This window comes from Nocardia asteroides (assembly GCF_900637185.1).
Classification (GTDB): domain Bacteria; phylum Actinomycetota; class Actinomycetes; order Mycobacteriales; family Mycobacteriaceae; genus Nocardia; species Nocardia asteroides.
Genome location: NZ_LR134352.1, coordinates 6,648,107 through 6,670,857, shown reverse-complemented (window position 1 = coordinate 6,670,857; position 22,751 = coordinate 6,648,107). Strand labels below are relative to the sequence as shown.

The following is a 22,751-nucleotide window of genomic DNA, read 5'->3' as shown; positions in this document are numbered from 1 at the left end:
GAGTGCCGGTTACTCGACGTCACGCCGAGACGATAGGCTCGCAACCGCACGGACCATCCCGTGAGACCTACCGTGCCTTCAGTCGTAAGGAGTCGTTTTCGTGGCCATCATCGAACAGGTCGGAGCGCGCGAGATCCTGGATTCGCGCGGCAATCCCACTGTCGAGGTCGAGATCGCCCTCGACGACGGCACCCTGACCAGGGCGGATGTCCCCTCCGGCGCGTCCACCGGTGAGCACGAGGCCGTCGAGCTGCGTGACGGTGGCGACCGCTACAACGGCAAGGGTGTCACCAAGGCCGTCGAGGGCGTCCTCGACGAGATCGCACCCGCCATCATCGGCCTCGACGCCGTCGAGCAGCGCACCGTCGACCAGGTCCTGCTGGACCTGGATGGCACCCCCGACAAGTCCCGCCTCGGCGCGAACGCCCTGCTCGGCGTGTCGCTGGCCGTGGCGCGCGGCGCGGCCGAGTCCTCGGGCCTGGAGCTGTTCCGCTACCTGGGCGGCCCGAACGCCCACGTGCTGCCCGTGCCGATGATGAACATCCTCAACGGTGGCGCGCACGCCGACACCGGCGTCGATGTCCAGGAGTTCATGGTCGCCCCGATCGGTGCCCCCACCTTCCGCGAGGCGCTGCGCTGGGGCACCGAGGTGTACCACTCGCTCAAGGCCGTGCTCAAGGAGAAGGGCCTGTCCACCGGCCTGGGCGACGAGGGCGGCTTCGCCCCCGACGTCGCGGGCACCGTGGAGGCGCTCGACCTGATCAGCCTGGCGATCCAGCGCGCGGGCTACAAGCTCGGCACCGATGTCGCGCTCGCGCTCGACGTGGCCGCCACCGAGTTCTACACCGCGGGCGAGGGCTACAAGTTCGAGGGCAAGGTCCGCACCGCCGCCGAGATGGGCGAGTTCTACGCCGACCTGCTGACCCGCTACCCGCTGGTCTCCATCGAGGACCCGCTGTCGGAGGACGACTGGGACGGCTGGGTCGCGCTCACCGACTCGATCGGCGACAAGGTGCAGCTGGTCGGCGACGACCTGTTCGTCACCAACCCGGAGCGCCTGGAAGAGGGCATCGCCAAGGGCGCGGCCAACGCGCTGCTGGTGAAGGTCAACCAGATCGGCACTCTCACCGAGACCCTCGACGCCGTCGAGCTGGCGCACCGCAACGGCTACAAGACGATGATGTCGCACCGGTCCGGCGAGACCGAGGACACCACCATCGCCGACCTCGCGGTCGCCGTGGGTTCGGGCCAGATCAAGACCGGCGCCCCCGCTCGCTCCGAGCGTGTCGCCAAGTACAACCAGCTGCTGCGCATCGAGGACGCCCTCGGCGACTCGGCACGCTACGCGGGTGACGTGGCCTTCCCGCGTTTCACCGGCGAGTTCTGACGAACTGCAGTACCGCAGTACAGGTTGAGATGACGGGGCGGTAGCGAATGACCGAGCGACGTGCGCGTGGAACCAGTCCGGGTGGACGAGGCGACCGCCGCACGTCGCGGGCCGCACGCTCCCGCCCCAGTCATCTCGACGCCGCGGGCCGCCGCACCGCGGCCAAGCGCACCACCCGCCGCAGGCCGGAGACGGCCACCGGCGGCACCCGCAAGCCCAGCGGCAAGCTGGAACGCGGCGAGCACACCATCCTCGGTCTCTCGACCGGCAAGGCGGTGATCCTGGCCGCCGTGCTGTGCGGCCTGGCGCTGACGCTGGCGGTCCCGACCCGCACCTACTTCAGTCAGCGGGCCGAGGCGGCCGCGCTGGCCCAGCAGCGCGCCGAACTCGACGCCGACCTGGCCGCCCTGCGCGACCGCAGGGCCCAGCAGCAGGACCCGGCCTACATCCGGTCCGAGGCCCGCGACCGGTTGCGGCTGGTCATGCCCGGCGAAACCCCTTACATCGTGCAGATTCCCGGCATCGAAGCACCGGCGCCGCCGCCGATGAGCACCCGCACCGCGGCGCCCGACCCCTGGTACACCGACCTGTGGCGCAGCATCTCCGAACCGGCCCCGGAAGGACCAAGGTGACCGCACCGACAGAGCGCGACCTCGAGATCATCGCCCAGCAGCTGGGCCGCGAGCCGCGCGGTGTGCTCGCCGTGGCCTACCGGACTCCGGACGGTCTGCCCGCCGTGGTGAAGACCGCGCCGCGCCTGCCCGACGGCACCCCGTTCCCCACCCTGTACTACCTCACCGACCCGCGCCTGACCGCGGAGGCGAGCAGGCAGGAGTCGGCCGGGGTGATGCGCGAGATGTCCGAACGTCTCGCCGCCGATCCCGAACTGGCCGCGGCCTACCGCGCCGCGCACGAGAGCTACCTGGCCGAACGCGACGAGATCGAGTCGCTGGGCACCGACTTCACCGGCGGCGGCATGCCCGACCGGGTGAAGTGCCTGCACGTGCTGATCGCGCATTCGCTGGCGAAGGGCCCCGGCCTCAACCCGTTCGGCGACGAGGCCGTCGCCCTGGCCGCCGACGCCGGCCTGCGCGGCACCGCCATCCCCGCCGACTGGCCCGCCGCCCGCACATCCGAAGAATCGGCATAATCGCGGACAGCGCTTCGCGCCGGTTCCGCACCGGTGCCGGGCGATCGGGCCGACCAGGAGGAACATCATGACCGAGCGCATCGCCGCGGTGGACTGTGGCACGAATTCGATCCGTCTGCTGATCTCCGAGGTCGCCGCCGACGGCACCCTCACCGACGTGCACCGCGAGATGCGCATCGTGCGGCTGGGCCAGGGCGTCGACGCCACCGGCCGGCTGGCGCCCGAGGCGATCGAGCGCACCAGGGCGGCCCTGGCCGACTACGTCGACGTGATGCTCGCCCAGGGGGTTTCGCGGGTCCGCATGGTCGCCACCTCGGCCACCCGCGACGCCGCCAACCGCGACGATTTCTTCGACATGACCCGCGCCGAACTGGGCCGCGTGGTCGAGGGCGCCGTCGCCGAGGTGATCACCGGCGACGAGGAGGCGCGGCTGTCCTTCGCGGGGGCGGTGGGTGAACTGTCCGCCGACGCGGGCCCGTTCGTGGTGGTCGACCTGGGTGGCGGTTCCACCGAACTGGTCGTCGGCGACGGCGACGGCGTGCGCGCGGCCTACTCCGCCGACATCGGCTGCGTGCGCGTCACCGAACGCTGCCTGCCCGGCAACCCGCCGACCGCCGACCAGGTCAGCGCGGCCCGCGAATTCGCCCAGACCAAACTGGACGAGGCTTTCGCCAAGGTGCCGGTGGACGAGGTGCACACCTGGGTCGGCGTCGCGGGCACGATGACCACCATCACCGCAGTCGCCCTCGACCTGCCCGAATACGACTCCACCCGGGTCCATCTGACCCGGCTGAGCCTGGCCGAGGTCCACGATGTCTGCGACCGGCTGATCGCCATGGACCACGACCAGCGCGCGGCACTGGGCCCCATGCATCCCGGCCGGGTCGACGTGATCGGCGGCGGCGCGGTGATCACCGAGGTGCTGGCCGACGAACTGGCCCGGCGCGCCGGGGTTTCCGAGCTGGTCGTCAGCGAGCACGACATCCTCGACGGCATCGCGATGTCGATCGTGGAGCGATCCGCCGACCACTGACCACACCGACATCGCTACGCACCGGACCGGATCCGGTGCGTAGCGGCATCGGGCTATCGGATCAGGGCAGCACCTGCGGGATGACCTCCGGCACGACCGCACCGACGGCCGCGCCGATGAGGGCGCCGACGAGGGCGTTGGGCAGACCGACCAGCCCGACGCACGGCAGGTACAGGATCATCGTGGTGATCATCGGGATGCACACCACCGCGGCGGCGACCAGTCCCACACCCGCGCCGATCGCGGCGGCGTTGTGCACCGGATCGGAGTACTGCGCGGCCGGGTTGGTGGCGATCGTCTTCACCTCGGCGGCCGCGGCCTGGGTCATCTGGGGGGTCGCGGTGAGGGTGCGGCCGTCCTCGGAGATCTGGGTGGCGACGGTGATGGTGTTGCCACCGACGGTGCCGAAACTGGTCGGCACCTGGGCGATCGGGCTGCCCGCCGCGTTCTCGACCGTCAGCGTGCCGTCCTGGGCGAGGACGAAGCGTCCGTCGTCGACGGTGGCGGAGACGGTGCGCAGGTCGGGGGCGACCGTCGTGTGGTAGCCGATGCCCTCGGCCTGACCCACCGACGACAGTCCCGCGACGTACTGTGCCTGCTGGTCCGCGGTGACCTCGGCCGAGGCCGCACCGGCGAACGTGACCGCGACCGCGACCGGCAGAACCGCGGCGAGCACGCGCCGCGTCGCGCTGAAACTCGAGCTGTGGAACATATCGGAGAAACTCCCTCTCCGAACCCGCCCGAAGAATTCGACCCCCCGGGTGAATTCGAGATCGTGGTCGATGAACACAGATGATTCGGATTGCCCCGGCGTCTTGGATGGCTTTCTTCGCCCGCCCTTTTCATTCCGGGCGTGGCGTGAGGTTTCTCAGCGCACCTCCGCGCACGTTTTCGGCCTCGTCCCAGATCGCGCTGCGCAGTTCGTCGGGATTCGACGGGAATTCCTCGCGGGCCAGTACCTGGGAACGCGCGCGCCGGGCGATGCCGACCATCGAGCGGAATGCGCGGAATATCTGGATTTCGCCGTCGTGGCCGCTGTTCCATTCATCCAGGTAGACGTGGTCGGAGCCGAATCCGGAGGGGTCGAGGCGGGCGGCGTCGACGGCCCACACCCGGCAGTCGTCGGGGGTGCGCGGGGTGAGGACGAGGGTGCCGCCTCGGCGGGTGATCTCGCCGCGGACGCGGCGGTGCCGGTGCTCGGTCCACCAGGTCTCGAGCGCGTTCGGCGCCAGCGTCCGGTCCAGTCCGAAGGTCTGCCATCGCACCGTGCCCGCCTGGGTGCGGGTGCGCGTCCGCAGGGCCGCGGCGGCGCCGTCGTCGAGCCGGGTACACCAGCCCGGCACCAGCACGATCGGGTCCGCCGGATCGGCGTCGAACGGTGTCGGCAGCAGGAATTCCCGGTCGATCAGCACCACGGTCCCCGGCCGGGCCTGATACGACAGCCCCCACAGCAGCCGGGCGAGCATCCGCGCGCCGTACTCGTCGGACAGCACATGCCAGGTATCGTGAAAACGATTGGTGCTGAACCGGGTTCGTGATCCTGGCCGTGGCGTCACGACTGTCCGGACGCCGCGAACTCCCCGCACGGTGTGCCGGTGCAGTTTCAGGCCGTCATCGATGTTCCGGGCGTTCCCCGGTCGTTGTCTTCTCATCTCCCCAAGGAGGCCACAGCGCCGCGCGCCCGGGCAATCGGTTTTCCGGCCGACGTCAGCCGGGCCGGACGGATATCGTTAGACAAACATGTCTATGTGTCTTACCGTGGAGGCATGAGTTCAACGACGTCTCATGCCGCGGTCTTCGAGCTTCGCTCGGGGGAGACCTGGCGCGATCCCTGGTCCATGTACGCCGCGCTGCGCGATCACGATCCGGTCCATCGGGTGATCCCCGACGGCCGGGAGGACGCGGACTTCTACGTCCTGTCCCGCCACGCCGACGTCTGGGCGGCGGCCAAGGATCCCGAAACCTTCTCCTCTGCCGCGGGTTTGACCGTGGACTATGTGGACCTGGCCGCCGCCGGATTCGGCGCGGTCAAGCCGTTCGTCTTCATGGATCCGCCCGAGCACACCGACTTCCGTCGCCGGGTGTCGCCCGGATTCACCCCGCGCCAGGTGAATTCGGTGGAACCCGCGGTCCGCCGCTTCGTCGTGGACCGGATCGAAAGGCTGCGCGCGGCAGGCACCGGCGACATCGTCGAGCAGCTGTTCAAACCGCTGCCGACAATGGTCGTCGCGCACTATCTCGGGGTGCCGGAACAGGACCACGGCAAGTTCGACGCGTGGACCGAGAACATCGTCGGCGGCGCGGTCGCCGGTGCCGGACTCGCCGCGGGCGACCAGCACGCCTTCACCGCGGTCGGTGAACTCGCCGGCTACTTCAGCGAACTCATCGCCCGCCGCCGCGTGGAACCGGGCGACGACACCATCTCGCACCTGCTGGCCTCGGGCCTGGGCGCCGACGGCGACAACGACGGCCTGATCGCCATCCTCGGCTTCGCCTTCACCATGATCACCGGCGGCAACGACACCACCACCGGCAATCTCGGCGGCGCGGTCCAGCTCCTCACCGCCTACCCCGACCAGCGCGAGCTGCTCGTCGAGGACCGGTCGCTGATCCCCGACGCCATCGAGGAGTTCCTGCGGATGACCTCGCCGGTGCAGGGACTGGCCCGCACCACCACCCGCGATGTCGAACTGCACGGCACCACCATTCCCGCCGGTCGCCGCGTCCTGCTGCTGTACGGCTCGGCCAACCGCGACGAACGCGAATTCGGCGACACCGCGGGCGAACTCGACATCCGGCGCAACCCCAAGCGGATCCTCACCTTCAGTCACGGTCACCACCACTGCCTCGGCGCGGCCGCCGCCCGCATGCAGGCGCGGGTCGCGCTGGAGGAACTGCTCGCCCGCTGCCCGGACTTCACCGTCGACCTGGACGCGGTGCGCTGGTCGCAGGGCAATTACGTGCGCTGGCCGGTCGCGGTGCCGTTCCGGGCGGTGCGGGCGTGAGCGGCGACTGGCTCGCCACCGACCGCGCCGACCTGGCCGCCGAGCGCATTCTCGACGCGGCCGCCCAGCTGTTCGCCGAGCGCGGGGTGGCGGCGGTCGGCATGCGCGACATCGCCACCGCGGCGGGCTGTTCGCGGGCGACGCTGTACCGCTACTTCGACAATCGCCAGGCCGTGCGCGTGGCCTTCGTGCATCGCGAGACCCGGCGCATCGTGGCCGGTCTCGGCCCGCGGGTCGCCGGCATCGCGGACCCGGGGGAGCGGATCATCGCCGCCATGCTCGGCGCGGTCGCCGCGGTCCGCGCCGACCCGCTGCTCATCGCCTGGTTCCGGCCCGACGACTCCGGCACGGCGGGGCGCATCAGTCAGGATTCCGATGTCATCGAATCCCTCGCGGTGACCATCTTCGCCGACATCGACCTGTCCGATCCGGAGCGCGGCCGGCTGGCCCGCTGGCTCACCCGCATCATCGTCTCCCTGCTGGCCACGCCGGGTCGCGACGACGCGGACGAGCGCGCCATGCTGGAGCAGTTCGTGGCCCCCGTCATCCCACGTGCCTTCGTCTGAGGACCGACCCAACTAGAACGTGTTCTATATTCGAGGCACAGTTCCGGCTATACCTCGGGAGTCCAGACATGTACCAGTGGTCCGACGAAGATCTGATGTTCCGCGACGCCGTGCGCGGATTCATCGCCAAGGAAGTCACCCCACACGTCGACCAGCTGGAGAGCGGCGCGCTGCCGCCGTTCGACATCATCCGCAAGCTCTACGCCACCTTCGGGCTGGACGAGATGGCGCGCGAGGGTCTCGCCAAGGCGATCGCGCGGGAAGAGGCGGGCACGACCGGCTCGGGGAAGTCGGGCGGCTTCAGCGGCGCGGGCAGCATGGGCGTCATCCTGAACAGCGAGCTGGCCGGGGTGAGCCTGGGCCTGGTGGCCTCCATGGGCGTGAGCCTGGGTCTCACCGCGGCCACCATCCGCAGCCGCGGCACCCTCGCGCAGAAGAAGCGCTGGCTGCCCGAACTGGTCACCATGGAGAAGGTGGGCGCCTGGGCGATCACCGAACCCGACTCGGGCTCCGACGCCTTCGGCGGGATGAAGTCCTACGTCCGTCGCGACGGCGCGGACTACATCCTCAACGGCCGCAAGACCTTCATCACCAACGGCCCGTACGCCGACGTCACCGTCGTCTACGCCAAGCTCGACGAAGAGGACGGCACCGACCGCCGCGACCGCAAGGTGCTGGCCTTCGTCTTGGACAAGGACATGCCGGGCTTCGTGCAGAGCCCGCCGTTCAAGAAGATGGGCATGAACTCCTCGCCGACCGGCGAACTGTTCTTCGAGAACGTCCGCATCACCCCCGACCGGCTGCTCGGCGAGACCGAGAACCCGGCCAAGGGCGACGGAAAGGACAGCGCCAAGGAGTCTTTCGCCGCCGAGCGCATCGGCATCGCGTCGCTGGCGCTGGGCATCATCAACGAATGTCACCGCCTGTGCGTCGAGTACGCGAAGTCGCGCAAGCTGTGGGGCAAGGAGATCGCGCAGTTCCAGCTGATCCAGCTGAAGCTGGCCGAGATGGAGATCGCCCGGATCAATGTGCAGAACATGGTGTTCAACGCCATCGAGCGCACCGCGGCGGGCGACAAGGTGACCCTGGCCGAGGCCTCGGCCATGAAGCTGTACTCCTCGCGCGCGGCGACCGAGGTCGCCATGGAGGCCGTGCAGCTGTTCGGCGGTAACGGGTACATGGCCGAATACAAGGTCGAGCAGCTGGCGCGCGACGCCAAGTCGCTGATGATCTACGCGGGCAGCAACGAAATCCAGGTCACCCATATCGCCAAGGGTCTGGTCGCCGGATAGGTCCGAATTGTCGCGGCGCGCTCGGCCGGGCGCGCCGCGCATGGCTCGTTTTCGCTATTCGCGCAGGTCGCGGGCTCGTATACTACGAAGATGCGAATCCGCCGGGAGGTTCTCGTCGGCGCCGCGGTCGCCGCCGCGACCCTCGCCCTCGCGCCCGCGACCTCGGCCACCCCGTCCTCGGGGGTGACCGTCCAGCCGCTCGCCCAGGTCGACGTGAGCGCGTTCGTCCCGTTCGCCGAACTACCGACCACCTACACCTTCCGCCGCATCGGCCTCGCCCCCGGCGCCACCCTCGGCTGGCACTATCACGACGGCCCGGTGCTGGCCTTCGTCACCGCGGGCTCGGTGACGCGATACGAGGCGGCCGACTGCCTGCCGGTCACCTACACGGCCGGCCAGGGGTTGTCCGAGACCGTCGGCCCCGACCACGTCCACGTCGGCCGCAATCTCGGCACCGAACCGGCGGAACTGTACGTCGCCTACCTCAACCGGCCCGGTGAGCCCCTGTTCGTCGACGCCCCGGACCCGAACTGCCCGTAGCGCGGGTCAGGCGCCGTCATCGGCCTGGCGTGATCGAGCGGGTTCCGGGAGGGCACAGGCCATGCCGTCCGACATTCCCGTCGGCTGCACGCCGAGACCCTGGTTGAGCCGGGCGCGCTGGTTCTCCCACGCGATGCCCGCCGCCAGCTCGGTCAGCTGGGCCTTCGACAGATGGGTGAGCAGTTCCTCGCGCACCTCGTCGAGGTCGACGGCCGGAGTCGACGTCATCGCCTCGGCGAACGCGATGACCAGGCGTTCCAGCTCGGTATAGGCGGTGCTGGTGCGGTACCGGGGCAGGTCGGTGATCTGCTGCTCGGAGAGTCCGCTGGTGGCGGCCAGCGCCGAGCCGATGTCCAGGCAGAACTGGCAGGCCACGAGCCCGGCCGTCTTGAGCTCGGCGAGTTCCTTGAGCCGGGGATCGAGTTTGTTGCTGAACAGCAGCGCGGTCTCGTAGACCGCCGTCGCCGCCCCGATCTGCGGCCGTCTGCCCAGCCACCCCACCAGATCACCGCGATTGCGCCGGGCCTGGCCCAGCACCGTGGCGTAACTCCGGATCCGCTTGGCCACCCGCATCGATAACACCCCTCCGTGTCGACGATTCGCCTCACCTGTGAACCTACGCCGGGCCGGCCCCGAACCCCAGCGTGATCTCAGTCGCCGAAGCAGGCCGCGGCGCCGCCGGCGGCGAAGGTGCCGGTGTCGCAGTAGGTGGTCCGCGGGTAGTACGGGCCCATCGTGGTGGCCGGGTCGGCGCCGGAGTCCTGGGACGCCTGGATCGACGACGGATAGAACGCGGCGCTCGGAGTCATGTTCCGCAGGAACAGCACCTTGTCGACGGCGGTGCTGCCCCAGGGGATGACCGTCACGGTCGCGGGCAGGTCGGCCGGAACATCGGCGGGCGCGGCGACCACATAGGTGTAGTACCCGTCGCCGTCGAGCGCGGTCTGGAAGTCGGCGGCGCAGGCGACCACCGGATATGGCGAGACCAGATCGTTCTGGCACATCGACCAGTACCGCACCTCGGTCGGCTCGGTGGGCGACTGTCCCGCCCTGGTGTCCGGGAAGGTCGGCGCCTTGCCGCGCACCACCAGCAGGCGTCCCGGCTGATAGCTGAGGCGCGTCCCGATGTACTTGTTGTCGCCGTTCGGGAAGAGCCCGGAGGTACTGGCCGGGTTCCGGAACGTCGCCTCCGGCGTGTTGCCGGGAAACGCGCCCGAGGCGGCGCCGGCGATGAGCCGGTCGAAGGCGCCCTTGGCGGCATCGGCGACCGGACCGGTGTAGGCGCTCGGGTCGAACGGCTGCGCGCACGGCTGCGCCGGGACCTGCGCGCCCGCGAGGGAGAATCGCGCGTCCGGCAGCGGAACACCGCCGCTGAGCGAGGCCGGATCGGTCGGCACGTAGACCCGGACGATGACGAACCCGATCGTCGTGCTCTGCCCGGGCGCGACGGCCTGGATCTCGTTGCGGCTGTGGTCCGCCGGGCCGTTCACCAGCGTGGCGTGCCACTGCCGTTGCTCCGGCGGCAGCGCGGCGGCCGACGCGTCGACGTACGGGTTCGCACTCCCCGGATCCGCGACGATCTGGTTGTCGCGCAACGTGTCCACCGTGTCGAGATTCGTGCCGTAGGTGTTCAGCGAGAAATACCGCGCCGCCGGATACGTGCCGGACAGCTCGATCGAATCGCCCGGCCCGAGCGCGTACGGCATCAGCCAGTACGTCGAATTGGCATCGGGGAACGCCACATTCAGCACCGTGCTATTGGACATGAACCGCCACGCGCACAGCGGCGAGTCCGGCGCCCCCGCCGACACCGGTGCGGTCACCCCCACCACGGCCAGCGCCATGGCCACCGCACAACCGACGCGCACGAGCAAAGCCACAACCGAATGCATGACGATCCCTTCGCTGCACCAGAGCTGTCGAAGAATCCACACGTCGTCCACGCCAACCGCGGCCGGCTAACGCATCACCATAGTGCGCCCCATGGGCGACACCGAACCCGCCACCCTTAAGAATTCCGCATGCGCGCCATTGGCGACCGTCCCTAGATTCATGTGTGTCGCCGAAGGGGCGAATTCATTTACACCAGGGGAGATTTCAGTTGAAGAAGACGATTACGGGACTGCTCATGGGCGCGCTGGCGACGGGGGCTGTGGTCGCCATGGCGCCCGCGGCGCAGGCGGCGCCGTACGCGAACCAGAAGGATTGTCTGGTCGCCGCGAAGCAGCGGGAGCAGGAGCGAGTCGCACAGGGCGATATCAACGTTCCCAACTACACGTGCGTGCGTGACGGAAACGGCTGGCGGATCACCATCACGCGCTAGTCGCAGGCGGCGCGGGCACAGGGTTTGCGACGCTGTGCCCGCGCCATCCGGCCGTCGCTCCGAACGTCACTTCGTCGGGGCGGCGTTCTCGTCGATCGCGCGCGTCAGGCGTTCCGCCACTTCACTCGGGGGAAGAACCGATAGGGCCTGATTGACAATCAGCCAATCCGAGACATCGTCACCGCGGACATATTTGCAGAAACAGTTGTAGATCGCGTAATAGCCGAGTTCGACCGAGTCGGGAAATGCCAGATCGTCGTCCTGCAGCGCAGCGATGGGCTCGAGATACCGCTTACCGATATCGGCGACATCCTCACCCGCTCCGGCCGCGCGAAGGGCATCGCCAGGAAGCTCGACATCGACACGATGCCACATCCCGACCACCGAGTCGCGGTACCGAAGCGCAGCGGGCTTTCCCTGCACATAATCGTTCCAAGCCAGCAGCGCATCCTCGCACAGTGACAGATGAACCAGCCGTCGACTGTCGGCTCCCAACTGGAAGAACGGGTGCCTCGAAGCCATAGCCGATTCTAACGAGCACCACCGACCCCGACATTCGGGGCAACCGAAATCATCGGCCCAACCCTACGATTCGGCCATGACCCTCCTGACTCGCACACTGCGCATCGGCATCGCCACCCTCGCCACCACCACCGGCCTCCTCCTCACGGCAGGCCCGGCCACCGCCGAAACCACCGGCAGCAGTTCCCTCGACACCGGCTCCGCCCAAGACCTCATCGATGCCTTCGCCTGCGCCGTAGGCGCCAAGTCCTGCTCGATCGTCATCCCGCAGTAGGCGGTCGGCAGGGGCCTGGCATGGTGCGCCTGGCGGAATGCGCTGGGGCCACAGCACCACGCCGATGATCACTGCTACCGGCAGTCCAACCGCGACTACGAATCCGAGCGTGATCATCCGTCCGCCCTCGTCCCGACGAAGCCCGCCGGTAGACCACACCCGTCGCGTTGTTCGGCAGCGGTCAACCACGCGGCGATATCATCGAGCGACCCATGACAGACGACTCGAAACGGGCTGTACAGCTCCCAGCCGAACGGTGACTCCGGTGCGCGTCGGACTGCCATCGAACGGCGTGCGGCCCGCTCGTTCAGGCTGTCGAGTAGCGGTTTGATCGCGTTGCTCATCAGTCCCCCTGTGGGTATCGGTAGCGATGCGCCCACCGCCGAAGAGCTTTCGCCATCGTTCGCGCAGCTCACTGCACCCGATGCGCCAAGAATTATCCGCGGCGTCGGTCCGGCGGTGGGGCTGAGAGATACTCTCGGGGACTACCGAGAAAATGGCCCGACCAATACGGTTTACCTATGTTTACCGATGGCGGGGCGGTGACCGGGGGCCTGCTGCGCGAGCTGCGCACGATCGCCGGGATCGGACTGCGGACGATGGCAGCACGCACATGCTTCACGACCGGCTACCTGTCCCTGGTCGAGACCGGGCGTAAGCCAGTGACCTCAGCCGTTCTGGCCGGATACCGAGCGGTACTCGGCGACCCGACGTTGGGTCTGGCGAATGTCGACCCGGAGCGGCTACAGGCCACGGTCGCCGACCCGTCCGCCGCCGGCACCTCCAGCCTGGAGGACGTCGCGGTAATCCTCGAACGCACAAGGCATTTGGAAGACGCGGCAGGCGCGGAACTCGTTGCGCCGGTGATCCGGGGGATGGACGGCGTAGCCCGGGCGCTCGCCGCCGAGCGGGTCGGTGGCAGCGGGGCGGCGTGTATCGCATCGGAGGTCGCGCGTTACCGGGGATGGCTCGAGCACGCGATCGGTCGTCCGCATCTATCCAACCGTGCGCTCGAAGATGCGGCACGGCTCGCAGAGGCAGCGGGGGACCGGTCCCAGCTCGCACACTCCTACAGCTTCCGCGCGTACACCGCGCGCCACCAGGGCGACACCGCGAGGGCGGTCGCGCTGACAGATGCCGCTATCGGCGTGGACGGCGCGCACCCGATCCTCGGTGTGTACGACCGGTACCAGCGCGCGGAACTGCTCGCGGTACGCAAGGAATCACGCCAGGCGGGAAAGGCTCTGGTCCTGGCGGACAAGGCAGCCGAGGCGGCAGACGGGATCGAGCTGCCGACCTTCGGCTACTGGTACACGGCCGGATTCTGGGGCGTTCAGCGAGGCATCGTGCTGGCGCTGCTCGGCCGCAAATCCGACGCCATGGCCGAGGCTGCACAGGGCGTAGCCGCGATGCCCGCTGGGCACCAGACCGCCGGTTGGCTGGCATCAATGCTCGAACAGATCGACCCTGAGATGAACTCGGGGAGTTAGTCCGCGGTGTGGTCCACCTCCGATAGCCTCGGTTCGTGTCGGCATTCTTCCCTCCGATCGATCCGTACGCCGACGGCCTGCTCGAGGTCGGCGACGGCAACGAGGTGTACTGGTGTGCCAGCGGGAACCCTGCCGGCCGACCGGTGTTGGTGGTGCATGGCGGGCCCGGCAGCGGGAGTAGTGAGCGGGCCCGGAAGTCCTTCGACCCGAGCCTTTTCCGGATCGTGCAATGCGACCAGCGCGGCTGCGGCCGCAGCATTCCGAACGCCGCCGACCCGGCCACGGACATGACGGTGAACACCACCGAACACCTGATCGCCGATATGGAGCGACTGCGCGTCCATCTCGGCATCGACCGCTGGCTGCTCTACGGCGGTTCCTGGGGCTCCACACTCATCCTCGCCTACGCCCAGCGGTACCCGGAGCGGGTCACCGGGATCATCTTGATCGGGGTCACCACCACACGCCGCCGCGAGATCGACTGGCTGTACCAGGGGCTCGCGCGACTGCTGCCCGCCGAATGGTCGCGGTTTCGATCCGTACTGGGCCGCGACAGCGACCTGGTCGAGGGCTACCGGCAGCTACTCGAACACCCGGACCCCGCTGTGCGGCGCGGCGCCGCGATCGAGTGGTGCCGCTGGGAGGACGCGGTCATCGCGCACGAATCCCAGGGCAGTCCAGGTCAATACAGTGCCGTATCCGACGCCGACATGCTCGCCTTCGTCCGGATCTGTACCCACTACTTCGCACACGGGGCATGGCTCGACGAAGGCGTACTGTTGCGCGACGCCGGGCGGCTGGCCGGGATCCCCGGCGAGCTGATCCACGGCCGCCTCGATCTCAGCGCCCCACTCGAAACCGCATGGGAACTCGCCAACGCCTGGCCGGATGCCCGTCTGCACGTCATCGACGACTCCGGACACACCGGCAGCCCCGCGATGGGCGAGGCCCTCGCCGCCGCCCTCGCCCGCTTCGCACAGCCGGATACCGACTCGACCGGATAGTTTCCGGCGGCAACGACGTTCCAGCCGAGCACGCCTCCAGCGCCGAGACTTGGGGACGTTCGCGCGTGCCGCTTGTCCCACCGAGTGACCGGGTTTGGGTCGGTCCGACGAAATCGGGCTGCGTTCCGGTACGGCGCTCTGCGAGCATGGCTGGATGCCGGATCTGCTGTGGACCGAGGTGAAGAACTTCTTCGACCCGCACCTGATGGGTGCGCTGCCGGATCTGTGGGTGCCGGACACCTCGGTGGAGGACTGGCAAGCGGTGTTCGACCTGGTCCGGCCCAATGGTTGGGCGATTGAGTACGTAGTAGACGACATCGTGCTACCGCTACCGGCCGCGGCGGAGTTCCTGCCACGCGCTGTCGATGCGGAGGAGCACGTCGTGCTGTGGGTCAGGCCTGCCCCGGCTGTGACGGCGATCTTCTATCCGATGTCGGCCACGGAGATCGATTTCGACGTGGACCTCCGCGAACTCCAAGGCCAGGCGGGAGTCGATACCCTGTGCGGCTTCATATCCGCGCTCGGTCGTCGGTTGGGCAAGCCCGTGTTCATGGCCGCCGAGGGGCAGTACGGCTACCCGCTGCTCGGGTTCGACCCAGCAGCCGATCGTGTGGTGCTATTTGCCGATCCGATAGACCCGGGAGCTTGAAGGTGGGGTCCGTGGCGGCCTCTGTCGATCTCGAGGGCACGCCGCTGTGGATCGGACAGGTGGGGTGAGCGTGTCCCGGGGGAGCTCAGGTCTGTTACCTGCGACGATGGAGTGCCCCCACAGGGACTCGAACCCTGACTTGGCGGATTTTAAGTCCGCTGCCTCTGCCAATTGGGCTATAGGGGCGTCCGGGACAGCCTAGCGACTCGTACGGGTGTACCGGAATCGTGTCGGTATACAAGGTCGGCCCGGCGTGTCGTCGATGACCTGCCGGACCGACCTTATCCCCGAAGGCGCTGGTCAGTCGGCGGTCGGGGCTTTCTTGCCGAGCAGGGAGTGGCGGCGGCCGTAGGCGAAGTAGACGGCGAAGCCGATGATCATCCAGACGATGAAGCGCAGCCAGGTGTCGACCGAGAGGTTGACCATGAGCCACAGGCACGACAGCACGGCCAGGATCGGCAGGAGCGGGACCAGCGGGACGCGGAAGCCGCGGGGCAGGTCGGGCCGGGTGCGGCGCAGCACGATGACGCCCACCGACACCAGGACGAAGGCGAACAGGGTGCCGATGTTCACCATTTCCTCGAGGGTGCCGAAGTCGACGAAGCCGGCCAGCACGCAGCAGACGACGCCGACGATGGCGGTCAGCCGCACCGGCGTGCCACGCGAACCGGTGTGGGCCAGCCAGCGCGGCAGCAGCCCGTCGCGCGCCATCGCGAACAGCACGCGGGTCTGGCCGAGGAACAGCACCATCACCACGGTGGTGAGACCGGCCAGCGCGCCGATGGAGATGACGTTCTTGGCCCAGTCCACGCCGTGGATGGCGAAGGCGGTGGCCAGGGTGGCGTTGTCGCCGGCCAGGTCGGTGTAGGGCACCATGCCGGTGAGCACGAGCGACACCGCCACGTAGAGCACGGTCACGATGAGCAGTGAGCCGAGGATGCCGCGCGGGACGGCCTTCTGCGGGTTCTTGGTCTCCTCGGCGGCGGTGGCCACCACGTCGAAACCGATGAACGCGAAGAACACCAGGCTGGCCGCGGCGAGCAGGCCGTACCAGCCGAAGTTGCTGTCACCGGCGCCGGTGAGGAACGAGAACAGCGACTGGTGCAGTCCGCTCGCGCCCTCCTCGGCCGGCTGCGACGGCGGGATGTAGGGGCTCAGGTTGGAGGCCTTGAAGTAGGTCATGCCGAGCACGAGCACCAGCGCGATCACGGCCAGCTTGATCGCGACCGCGATCGCCGACACCCGCGAGGACACCTTGGTGCCCACGGCCAGCAGCACACCGAGCACCGCGATCAGCGTGACCGCGCCCCAGTCGAAGGTGACCGAGCCCAGTTGCACGGTGGCCGTTTCGAATCCGAAGACCGTGCCCAGATACTGCGACCAGCCCTTGGCCACCACCGACGCGGCGAGCGCGAACTCCAGGATGAGGTCCCAGCCGATGATCCAGGCCACCAGCTCGCCGAAGGTCGCGTACGAATAGGTGTAGGCGCTACCGGCGACGGGCACGGTGGAGGCGAACTCGGCGTAGCACACCGCGGTCAGACCGCAGGCGATCGCGGCGAAGACGAAGGCCAGCGACACCGACGGTCCGGCGACATTGCCCGCGGTCCGCGCCGTCAGCGTGAAGATGCCCGCGCCGACGACCACGGCCACACCGAAGATCGTCAGGTCCCAGGCCGTGAGATCTTTGCGGAGCTTGGAATCGGGCTCGTCGGTGTCGAGGATCGATTGCTCGACGGACTTGGTGCGGAACAGCCCGCCCCAGCCGCCTGCTGGTCGGGTCGCCCCTGGTGTGGCTTCCGGTGTCGGCACGGTCCTTCTCCTTCTGTGCGAACGTCTTCGGGGAGTACCCGCCCGGACGGGTCAGTGCACGCCCTGCATGTGGCGCTTGATCCAGGGCGCGCACGCGGCCACGACGAGACCCGCCGCGATGGCGGCGGCACCGCTGATTCCGAAGTAGGCGGTCTCGTTCTCGGGGCTGTAGTAGCGGGCCAGGGTGCCCGCCATGGACGTGCCGATGCCGACGGAGAAGAAGTAGAGGGCCATCATCTGCGAGCGGTAGGCGGCGGGGGCCAGGTGCGTGGTCACCGCGAGACCGATCGGGGACAGCAGCAGCTCGGAGACCGCGAAGCCGCCGAGGATGACGAAGACCGCGAGCACCGGGACCGTCTTGCCCTCGAATCCGCTCAGCAGCGCGAACAGCCAGAAGGCGATACCCATGCCGATGACGCCGAGCGCGAACTTGATCGGCGTGCTCGGCGCCCGATTGCCCAGCTTGGTCCACATCAGCGCGAACAGCGGCGAGAGCGCGATGATCCACACCGGTTCCACCGAGCCGATCCAGCTGGCGGGCGCCTCCCAGCCGAAGATGCGCCAGTCGACGCGCTCGTCGGAGTACACCGCGAGCATGGTGAACATCTGCTGGAACAGCGACCAGAACACCGCGTTGGCGATGAACAGCGGAATGAACGCGCGCACCCTGGTGCGCTCGACCGGGGTCACCTTGGCGCTGGTGAGCAGCACCGCGAAGTAGGCGATCGAGGCCAGCACGATCACGCCGGTGGTGACATCGGACAGGTTGTCCAGGGTGATCAGGCCCGCCACGACGGCCACCAGCACCACGACGGCGGCCACGGCCACCCCGATCAGCACCGGGGTCAGGTCGCGGCGGGTGATCGGGTTGGGCACCTCGCGGCCGTGGGTACCCAGGTTGCGCCGGAAGACAACGTACTGGGTCAGGCCCAGCGCCATGCCCACCGCGGCGGCGGCGAAGCCGGCGTGGAAGCCCCATTCGCGCTGCAGCAGACCGGTGAGCAGCGGGCCGGTGAACGCGCCGATGTTGATGCCGAGATAGAAGAGGGTGAAGCCACCGTCGACGCGGGCGTCGTTGGGCGCGTACAGGGTGCCCAGCAGCGAGGAGGCGTTGGCCTTGAGGGCGCCGCTGCCGAGCGCGACGAGCACCAGGCCGACGCCGACCCCGGTCAGCCCGGGCAGGACGGCCAGCGCGATATGGCCCGCCATGACCACGACACCGCCGTAGAAGACGGTTTTCTCCATCCCCAGCACCCGGTCGGCAATCCAGCCGCCGAGCACGGTGGACAGGTACACCAGGCCGCCGTAGGCGCCGACGATGCCGAGCGCGGTGCTCTGGTCGAGGCCGAGCCCACCCTCCGTGGTGGAGTAGTAGAGGTAATAGCCCAGGATGGTGAGCATGCCGTAGAAGGAGAAACGCTCCCACAGCTCCACGCCGAACAGGTTGGTCAATCCGATCGGGTGGCCGAACAGGGTCCGTTCGGCAGCCTTCTCGGCGGGGCCAGGTAGGTGACCGACCCGCGTTTCGTCGGTGGACATAGGGGAACGATCCCACGTCCGAACGGTGTACAGCAATTTTCCCGCATCATCGCGAGTTCGGCGCGCCGCACCCCGGCGGGACGGCCCGGCTCGCCGCGCGACCCGGCCGCGCGCGAATTACGCTGGAGGGGCCTGACTCCCGCGACGGACGAGGACTTCCCCATGCTGACAGCCGAGGTGACCGTGCCGGTGGAGTGCGCGGCGGCGTTCGCGACCCTGGCCGACGGCTGGCTGTACGCGAGCTGGGTGGTCGGCGCCTCCCATATCGGCCGGGTCGATCCCGAGTGGCCCGCGGTGGGCAGCCGGATCCATTACCGGTTCGGGTTGTGGCCGGTGCTGATCAGCGACACCACGGTGGTGCGCGCGGCGGACCCGCCACATCGGCTGGAATTGGAGGCCAGGCTCTGGTCGGTCGGTTCGGCGCTGATCCGGATCACCCTCAGCGAGGATCAACCGGGTCGGACCACCATCCGGATGACCGAGCGCGCCTCCAGCGGTCCGGCCCGGCTGATTCCCGGCCCGGCGCAGGACATCGCCTTTGCCGCGCGCAATCAGGAGTCGCTGGACCGGCTCGCGAACGTGATCATGGCGCGCGCCCAGAATTCCGGCGGATCGCCGCACGATCGCTGACGACCGGGCGCGGCCACCCGGCCCGGCAAGGGACAGGGTGGCCGCGCCGGGCCCGGCCACGGCGACTACTGGCTCGGTTCCGGGAGCGCGCAGTCGTCGACCTTGGGGTTGACGCCCATGTAGTTCAGCGGACCGGCGATCACGGTCACGGCGATGGTGCCCAGGCTCGCGCAGTTCTGTTCACGGTCGGTGAAGTAGCCGCGCTGACCGGCGGCGAGGACACCGAGCAACAGCCAGATCACTACGAGAACGGTGATTATGCGTGGCACGTTCGCGGTCATGTTCGTTCCTCCTTCGAAAGATCAGGCTCGCGTCACCAGTAGTGGCGACGACCGCCGACCGGGCGGCCGAGGCTGCCGGTCAGGGCCAGGACCAGGCCGATCACGAGAAGGACGACGCCGATCGTGGACAGCAGCGAGATGCCGAACACCAGGCCTGCGATCAGGAGTACTGCGCCGAGAAGAATCATCGAGCTCACCTTTTCGGTATGGGTAAAACGTCGGACGCGCCGGATCGCACGTCCTATGGGCCGTATGCCCGGTTCTCCGGATCGGAAACAGGCATCTGCTGCGCGGGAACGGATCTGCGGCGGATCAGGGGGCCGTCGTGGGCGAAGCGGCCTGCTCCCGCCGTGACGCCGCGGCATTGTCGGCGGTGAGCCGGTAGACGGTGCGTTCCAGGGTGGCCAGCACCTCGGTGATCGGCAGGGTCCCGGCGGCGAACCGCCCGATCAGGGCCAGTGCCATATTGCCCATGATCAGGCCGAGGTCTTCCAGATAGCCCGTGTCCAGGCCGCGCAGGGTGACCTCGGCGGCGGGCAGCACGGCCGCCAAGCCCTGGCTGTCGAGGCGCTCGCCGCCCGGCCCGGTGCGGGCGTGGTGATAGGCCACGAGCATCTTGGGATTGCGCTCCCACGGCTCGAAGATGGTGCGCAGCATGCGGTTCAGGCTGTCGCGCACCGATTCGCCGGGCGCGGGCGGCGCCACGTCGGCGTAGGCGTTGGTGTCCATCCACTGGTGCAGGGCGGCGATGATCAGCTCGTCCCTGGTGTGGAAGAGCCGGTAGATCTTGGCGAGCGAGACGTGCGCCTGGGCGGCGACGGTCCGCAGCTGCACCGCTTCGTAGCCCTCGGTGTTCAGCAGCTCGAGCACCACCGCGATGATCTTCGCCGATGCGTCCGATTCGGTTCCGCTGCTCACGGTTGAATGGTAGCGTCGCGCAGCGGTAACCCAGTTACCGCTGGATGGGGACGGTGCACACCCTGTCTGAACGCCGCGATACCCGACCACTCAGGCGCAAGAAAGGCGACCCCGTCCGCCGGGGTCGACGACAACTCCATGATTCGTTCGTTCCCCCGCACGGCGCGCCGCTACGGCCTCGCCGCGGTGGCGGTCCTGCTGCTTCCGCTCGGCGCCGTCGCCACCACACCCGCGATCGGTGCACCCGCTCGCCCGCCCGTCCAGTGTCTGCCCGGCTCCCTGCCCGAAACCGGCCTGCAAGGCGACGTCCCCGCCGCCGACCGCGACAGCGGCCGTTCCCGCGACGGTTTCCGCTGCAATATGCGTCTGCTCGGCAGTTCGGCGGGCCGCGGTGGCGGCATCACCTCGGTGACCTTCGACCACTGCGCCTATATCGGCACATTCTTCCCGGGCAACCTGCTCGGCCCGGACGAGGGCGTGCGGGTGCTCGACGTCGCCGACCCGGCCACGCCCGTGCACACCACCACCCTCACCGAGCCGGCCATGCTGGCGGGCACCTGGGAGAGCCTGAAGGTCAACGCGGCACGCAAACTCCTTGTCGGCGCGGGTGTTCCGGCGCTCACCGGGGCGGGTTTGCTCTCGGTCTACGACATCTCCGACTGCGCGCATCCCCGGCTGCTCAATCCCGGCCCCGGCACGAATATCGCGCTGCCGGTGCCGATCACCGCGCACGAGGGCGGCTTCTCCCCGGACGGCCGCACCTACTGGGCTTCGGGCACCGCCCCGGGTCTGCTCAGCGCCGTCGACCTCACCGATCCCGCGCAGCCCCGGGTGATCTGGCAGGGTCTGCCCGGACTGTCCATGCACGGGTTCGGCTTCTCGCCCGACGGCAACCGCCTCTACCTGGCCGACAATCTGGGCGGGCTGAAGATCCTCGACGTCGCCGCCGTCCAGCGCCGTGACCCGCAACCCCACGTCCCCGAACTCGCGGCCATGACCTGGACCGACGGCTGGGCCACCCAGCACGCCGTGCCGGTGACCTACGGCGGCAGGCCCTACGTCTTCGCCGTCGACGAGGCGGGCTCGGGCGGGGTGAAGCTGATCGACGTCGTCGACGAGCGCGCGCCCCGGATCGTCGATTCGATCAAGCTCGCCATCAACCTGCCCGAGCATCAGGACAGCATGCTCGCCTCGGCGTCGGGCGGCTCGCTGTTCGCCTACGACGCGCACTACTGCGCGGCCGACCGCCCGGTCGACCCGACGGCCCTGGCCTGCAGCTGGACGTCCTCGGGCATCCGGGTCTTCGATGTGCGCGACCCCGGCGACATCCACGAGATCGGCTACTTCAACCCGCCCGCCCGGACCGGTGAGAACGCCGGGCTGTGGAATTCGCCGCACGCGCTCGCCTCGATCATCGGCCCGCCGCTGCTGGCGGCGCCGACGCTGGCCCAGGCGATGTTGCAAGGCGCGTTCGAGCCCGCGCAGGCGCTCAGTACGCGCACCGGCACCCTGGCGTTCGGCGATCTGTCGACGGACTGGTGTTTCTCGCCGCCGGAATGGCGGGGCAACCAGCTGTGGACCACCTGCGCGGACAACGGTTTCCTGGCGCTGGAACTCGCCCCCGAGGTGTACACCCCGCCCGCCGGGCAGACCTCCACCACCGGATCATGAACCGGTACCGCGTGATCCGGGCCGCCGCCGCGATCGGCGTGATCGCGATGTCGCTGGCCATGGGCGCCGCGCTGCGCCCGCTGCTGCCCGGCGGCGCACTGCCCGCGGCGCCGGTGCTGACCGCGACCGAGATCGGTTTCGTGCAGGACATGGTCGCCCACCACGGTCAGGCGCTCGCACTGGTCGACCGGCTGGACCCGGCCGCCGACCCGGCGGTGCGCGCGCTGGCCCGGCAGATCGCCGACACCCAGCGCACCGAGCTGGGCCTGCTGCTCGGCTGGCTGCGGCTGGCGGACGCGCCGGTCACCGCCGCCGAGCCGATGGCCTGGATGCGTCCCGTCGGCGCGCACCGGCACGCCGGTGTCGACCTCGCGCACCATCATTCGACGATGCCCGGCATGGCGAGCACGGCCGAGCTCGACGCACTCGCCGCGGCCCGTGGCGGCCCGGCCGAGGTGCTGTTCCTGCGGCTCATGCAGCGACATCACCACGGCGGCATCGAGATGGCCGCCGCGGCCGACGCCCGGCTCGACGGCGGCCACGTCGAGCGCGCGGCCCGCGACATGATCACCGGCCAGGGCCGCGAGGCCGGGTTGCTCGGCCTGCTGCTCGACCGCCGCGCCTGAGCCGGGCACACATCATTCCCACCCCCACCGATGAAGGTT

General features: G+C 69.1%; 26 protein-coding genes and 1 tRNA gene. 16 read left to right on the top strand and 11 right to left on the bottom strand.

Translation table 11 applies throughout. From position 1 onward, the window contains the following. The first annotated feature begins 100 nt into the window (after positions 1–100). From eno to EL493_RS30875, 4 genes are all read left to right on the top strand, one after another. The gene (gene eno / locus EL493_RS30890; protein WP_019049143.1) at positions 101–1,387 is read left to right on the top strand and encodes a phosphopyruvate hydratase; all 1,287 of its coding nucleotides are present in this window, start codon (positions 101–103) and stop codon (positions 1,385–1,387) included. A 47-nt stretch (positions 1,388–1,434) separates the two neighbouring features. Further along, positions 1,435–2,019, top strand: a complete 585-nt coding sequence (locus EL493_RS30885) for an FtsB family cell division protein (RefSeq protein WP_019049142.1) — start codon at positions 1,435–1,437, stop codon at positions 2,017–2,019. After that, positions 2,016–2,537: a DUF501 domain-containing protein gene (locus EL493_RS30880; RefSeq protein ID WP_019049141.1), complete on the top strand. Its 522-nt coding sequence runs from the start codon at positions 2,016–2,018 to the stop codon at positions 2,535–2,537. The genes EL493_RS30885 and EL493_RS30880 overlap by 4 nt, the downstream gene beginning before the upstream one ends. A 67-nt stretch (positions 2,538–2,604) precedes the next feature. Next, entirely contained in the window at positions 2,605–3,570 is a 966-nt protein-coding gene (locus EL493_RS30875) for a Ppx/GppA phosphatase family protein (RefSeq protein WP_019049140.1), read from the top strand. 61 nt (positions 3,571–3,631) lie between these two features. Here the strand turns inward: EL493_RS30875 and EL493_RS30870 are convergent, their stop codons facing one another. Further along, the gene (locus EL493_RS30870; protein WP_022566268.1) at positions 3,632–4,282 is read right to left on the bottom strand and encodes a hypothetical protein; all 651 of its coding nucleotides are present in this window, start codon (positions 4,280–4,282) and stop codon (positions 3,632–3,634) included. 130 nt (positions 4,283–4,412) lie between these two features. Continuing rightward, entirely contained in the window at positions 4,413–5,063 is a 651-nt protein-coding gene (locus EL493_RS30865; protein ID WP_019049138.1) for a hypothetical protein, read from the bottom strand. Positions 5,064–5,336: 273 nt separating this feature from the next. Here EL493_RS30865 and EL493_RS30860 point away from each other — a divergent pair, with 273 nt between their 5' ends. The 4 genes from EL493_RS30860 to EL493_RS30845 all read left to right on the top strand — a co-directional run bounded on the left by EL493_RS30860 (position 5,337) and on the right by EL493_RS30845 (position 8,973). Continuing rightward, on the top strand, positions 5,337–6,575 hold the full coding sequence (locus tag EL493_RS30860) for a cytochrome P450 (RefSeq protein WP_030201069.1): 1,239 nt from the start codon (positions 5,337–5,339) through the stop codon (positions 6,573–6,575). Continuing rightward, entirely contained in the window at positions 6,572–7,141 is a 570-nt protein-coding gene (locus tag EL493_RS30855) for a TetR/AcrR family transcriptional regulator (protein ID WP_019049136.1), read from the top strand. Before EL493_RS30860 ends, EL493_RS30855 begins: the two co-directional genes overlap by 4 nt. 68 nt (positions 7,142–7,209) lie before the next feature. Then, the gene (locus tag EL493_RS30850) at positions 7,210–8,433 is read left to right on the top strand and encodes an acyl-CoA dehydrogenase family protein (protein ID WP_019049135.1); all 1,224 of its coding nucleotides are present in this window, start codon (positions 7,210–7,212) and stop codon (positions 8,431–8,433) included. Between the two features lie 90 nt (positions 8,434–8,523). Then, positions 8,524–8,973: a cupin domain-containing protein gene (locus EL493_RS30845; protein ID WP_019049134.1), complete on the top strand. Its 450-nt coding sequence runs from the start codon at positions 8,524–8,526 to the stop codon at positions 8,971–8,973. Between the two features lie 6 nt (positions 8,974–8,979). Here the strand turns inward: EL493_RS30845 and EL493_RS30840 are convergent, their stop codons facing one another. Then, positions 8,980–9,546, bottom strand: a complete 567-nt coding sequence (locus EL493_RS30840) for a carboxymuconolactone decarboxylase family protein (RefSeq protein ID WP_022566269.1) — start codon at positions 9,544–9,546, stop codon at positions 8,980–8,982. Between the two features lie 77 nt (positions 9,547–9,623). Then, positions 9,624–10,865: a hypothetical protein gene (locus EL493_RS30835; protein WP_022566270.1), complete on the bottom strand. Its 1,242-nt coding sequence runs from the start codon at positions 10,863–10,865 to the stop codon at positions 9,624–9,626. A 209-nt stretch (positions 10,866–11,074) separates the two neighbouring features. Here EL493_RS30835 and EL493_RS30830 point away from each other — a divergent pair, with 209 nt between their 5' ends. Further along, positions 11,075–11,296 carry a hypothetical protein gene (locus EL493_RS30830; protein WP_126405960.1) on the top strand — a complete coding sequence of 74 codons (222 nt, stop codon included), beginning with the start codon at positions 11,075–11,077 and terminating at the stop codon, positions 11,294–11,296. Between the two features lie 66 nt (positions 11,297–11,362). Here EL493_RS30830 and EL493_RS30825 read toward each other — a convergent pair whose 3' ends face one another. Then, positions 11,363–11,818 (bottom strand): hypothetical protein, encoded by a 456-nt coding sequence (locus EL493_RS30825; RefSeq protein ID WP_022566271.1) that lies wholly within the window; start codon positions 11,816–11,818, stop codon positions 11,363–11,365. Between the two features lie 76 nt (positions 11,819–11,894). Between EL493_RS30825 and EL493_RS30820 the strand changes: the two genes are divergently transcribed. The 4 genes from EL493_RS30820 (at position 11,895) to EL493_RS30805 (ending at position 15,235) form a co-directional block, all read left to right on the top strand. Continuing rightward, positions 11,895–12,092 (top strand): hypothetical protein, encoded by a 198-nt coding sequence (locus tag EL493_RS30820; RefSeq protein WP_019049129.1) that lies wholly within the window; start codon positions 11,895–11,897, stop codon positions 12,090–12,092. Between the two features lie 521 nt (positions 12,093–12,613). After that, a complete protein-coding gene (locus EL493_RS30815; protein ID WP_019049128.1) occupies positions 12,614–13,582 on the top strand; it encodes a helix-turn-helix domain-containing protein in 969 nt (322 codons plus the stop codon). A 35-nt stretch (positions 13,583–13,617) separates the two neighbouring features. Next, a complete protein-coding gene (gene pip, locus EL493_RS30810) occupies positions 13,618–14,586 on the top strand; it encodes a prolyl aminopeptidase (RefSeq protein WP_019049127.1) in 969 nt (322 codons plus the stop codon). 154 nt (positions 14,587–14,740) lie between these two features. After that, the gene (locus EL493_RS30805) at positions 14,741–15,235 is read left to right on the top strand and encodes a hypothetical protein (protein ID WP_019049126.1); all 495 of its coding nucleotides are present in this window, start codon (positions 14,741–14,743) and stop codon (positions 15,233–15,235) included. A gap of 112 nt (positions 15,236–15,347) precedes the next feature. Here EL493_RS30805 and EL493_RS30800 read toward each other — a convergent pair. From EL493_RS30800 to EL493_RS30790, 3 genes are all read right to left on the bottom strand, one after another. Further along, positions 15,348–15,421 (bottom strand) — tRNA-Leu (locus tag EL493_RS30800). A 114-nt stretch (positions 15,422–15,535) separates the two neighbouring features. After that, positions 15,536–17,047, bottom strand: a complete 1,512-nt coding sequence (locus tag EL493_RS30795; protein WP_019049125.1) for an amino acid permease — start codon at positions 17,045–17,047, stop codon at positions 15,536–15,538. A 51-nt stretch (positions 17,048–17,098) separates the two neighbouring features. Then, positions 17,099–18,586 (bottom strand): peptide MFS transporter, encoded by a 1,488-nt coding sequence (locus EL493_RS30790; protein WP_019049124.1) that lies wholly within the window; start codon positions 18,584–18,586, stop codon positions 17,099–17,101. Between EL493_RS30790 and EL493_RS30785 the strand changes: the two genes are divergently transcribed. Beyond that, a complete protein-coding gene (locus EL493_RS30785; RefSeq protein ID WP_232017265.1) occupies positions 18,557–19,216 on the top strand; it encodes an SRPBCC family protein in 660 nt (219 codons plus the stop codon). The genes EL493_RS30790 and EL493_RS30785 overlap by 30 nt on opposite strands. Before the next feature lie 65 nt (positions 19,217–19,281). Here the strand turns inward: EL493_RS30785 and EL493_RS30780 are convergent, their stop codons facing one another. From EL493_RS30780 to EL493_RS30775, 3 genes are all read right to left on the bottom strand, one after another. Then, a complete protein-coding gene (locus EL493_RS30780) occupies positions 19,282–19,497 on the bottom strand; it encodes a hypothetical protein (RefSeq protein WP_019049122.1) in 216 nt (71 codons plus the stop codon). Positions 19,498–19,529: 32 nt separating this feature from the next. Further along, a complete protein-coding gene (locus EL493_RS32620) occupies positions 19,530–19,685 on the bottom strand; it encodes a DUF6131 family protein (protein ID WP_019049121.1) in 156 nt (51 codons plus the stop codon). A 124-nt stretch (positions 19,686–19,809) separates the two neighbouring features. Beyond that, positions 19,810–20,415, bottom strand: coding sequence for a TetR/AcrR family transcriptional regulator (locus EL493_RS30775; RefSeq protein WP_019049120.1), 606 nt, complete (start codon positions 20,413–20,415; stop codon positions 19,810–19,812). A gap of 138 nt (positions 20,416–20,553) precedes the next feature. Here EL493_RS30775 and EL493_RS30770 point away from each other — a divergent pair, with 138 nt between their 5' ends. Together EL493_RS30770 and EL493_RS30765 are read left to right on the top strand one after the other, a co-directional pair. Next, positions 20,554–22,086 (top strand): LVIVD repeat-containing protein, encoded by a 1,533-nt coding sequence (locus tag EL493_RS30770; RefSeq protein WP_030201060.1) that lies wholly within the window; start codon positions 20,554–20,556, stop codon positions 22,084–22,086. After that, on the top strand, positions 22,083–22,712 hold the full coding sequence (locus EL493_RS30765) for a DUF305 domain-containing protein (RefSeq protein WP_019049044.1): 630 nt from the start codon (positions 22,083–22,085) through the stop codon (positions 22,710–22,712). Before EL493_RS30770 ends, EL493_RS30765 begins: the two co-directional genes overlap by 4 nt. Positions 22,713–22,751 lie beyond the last annotated feature (39 nt).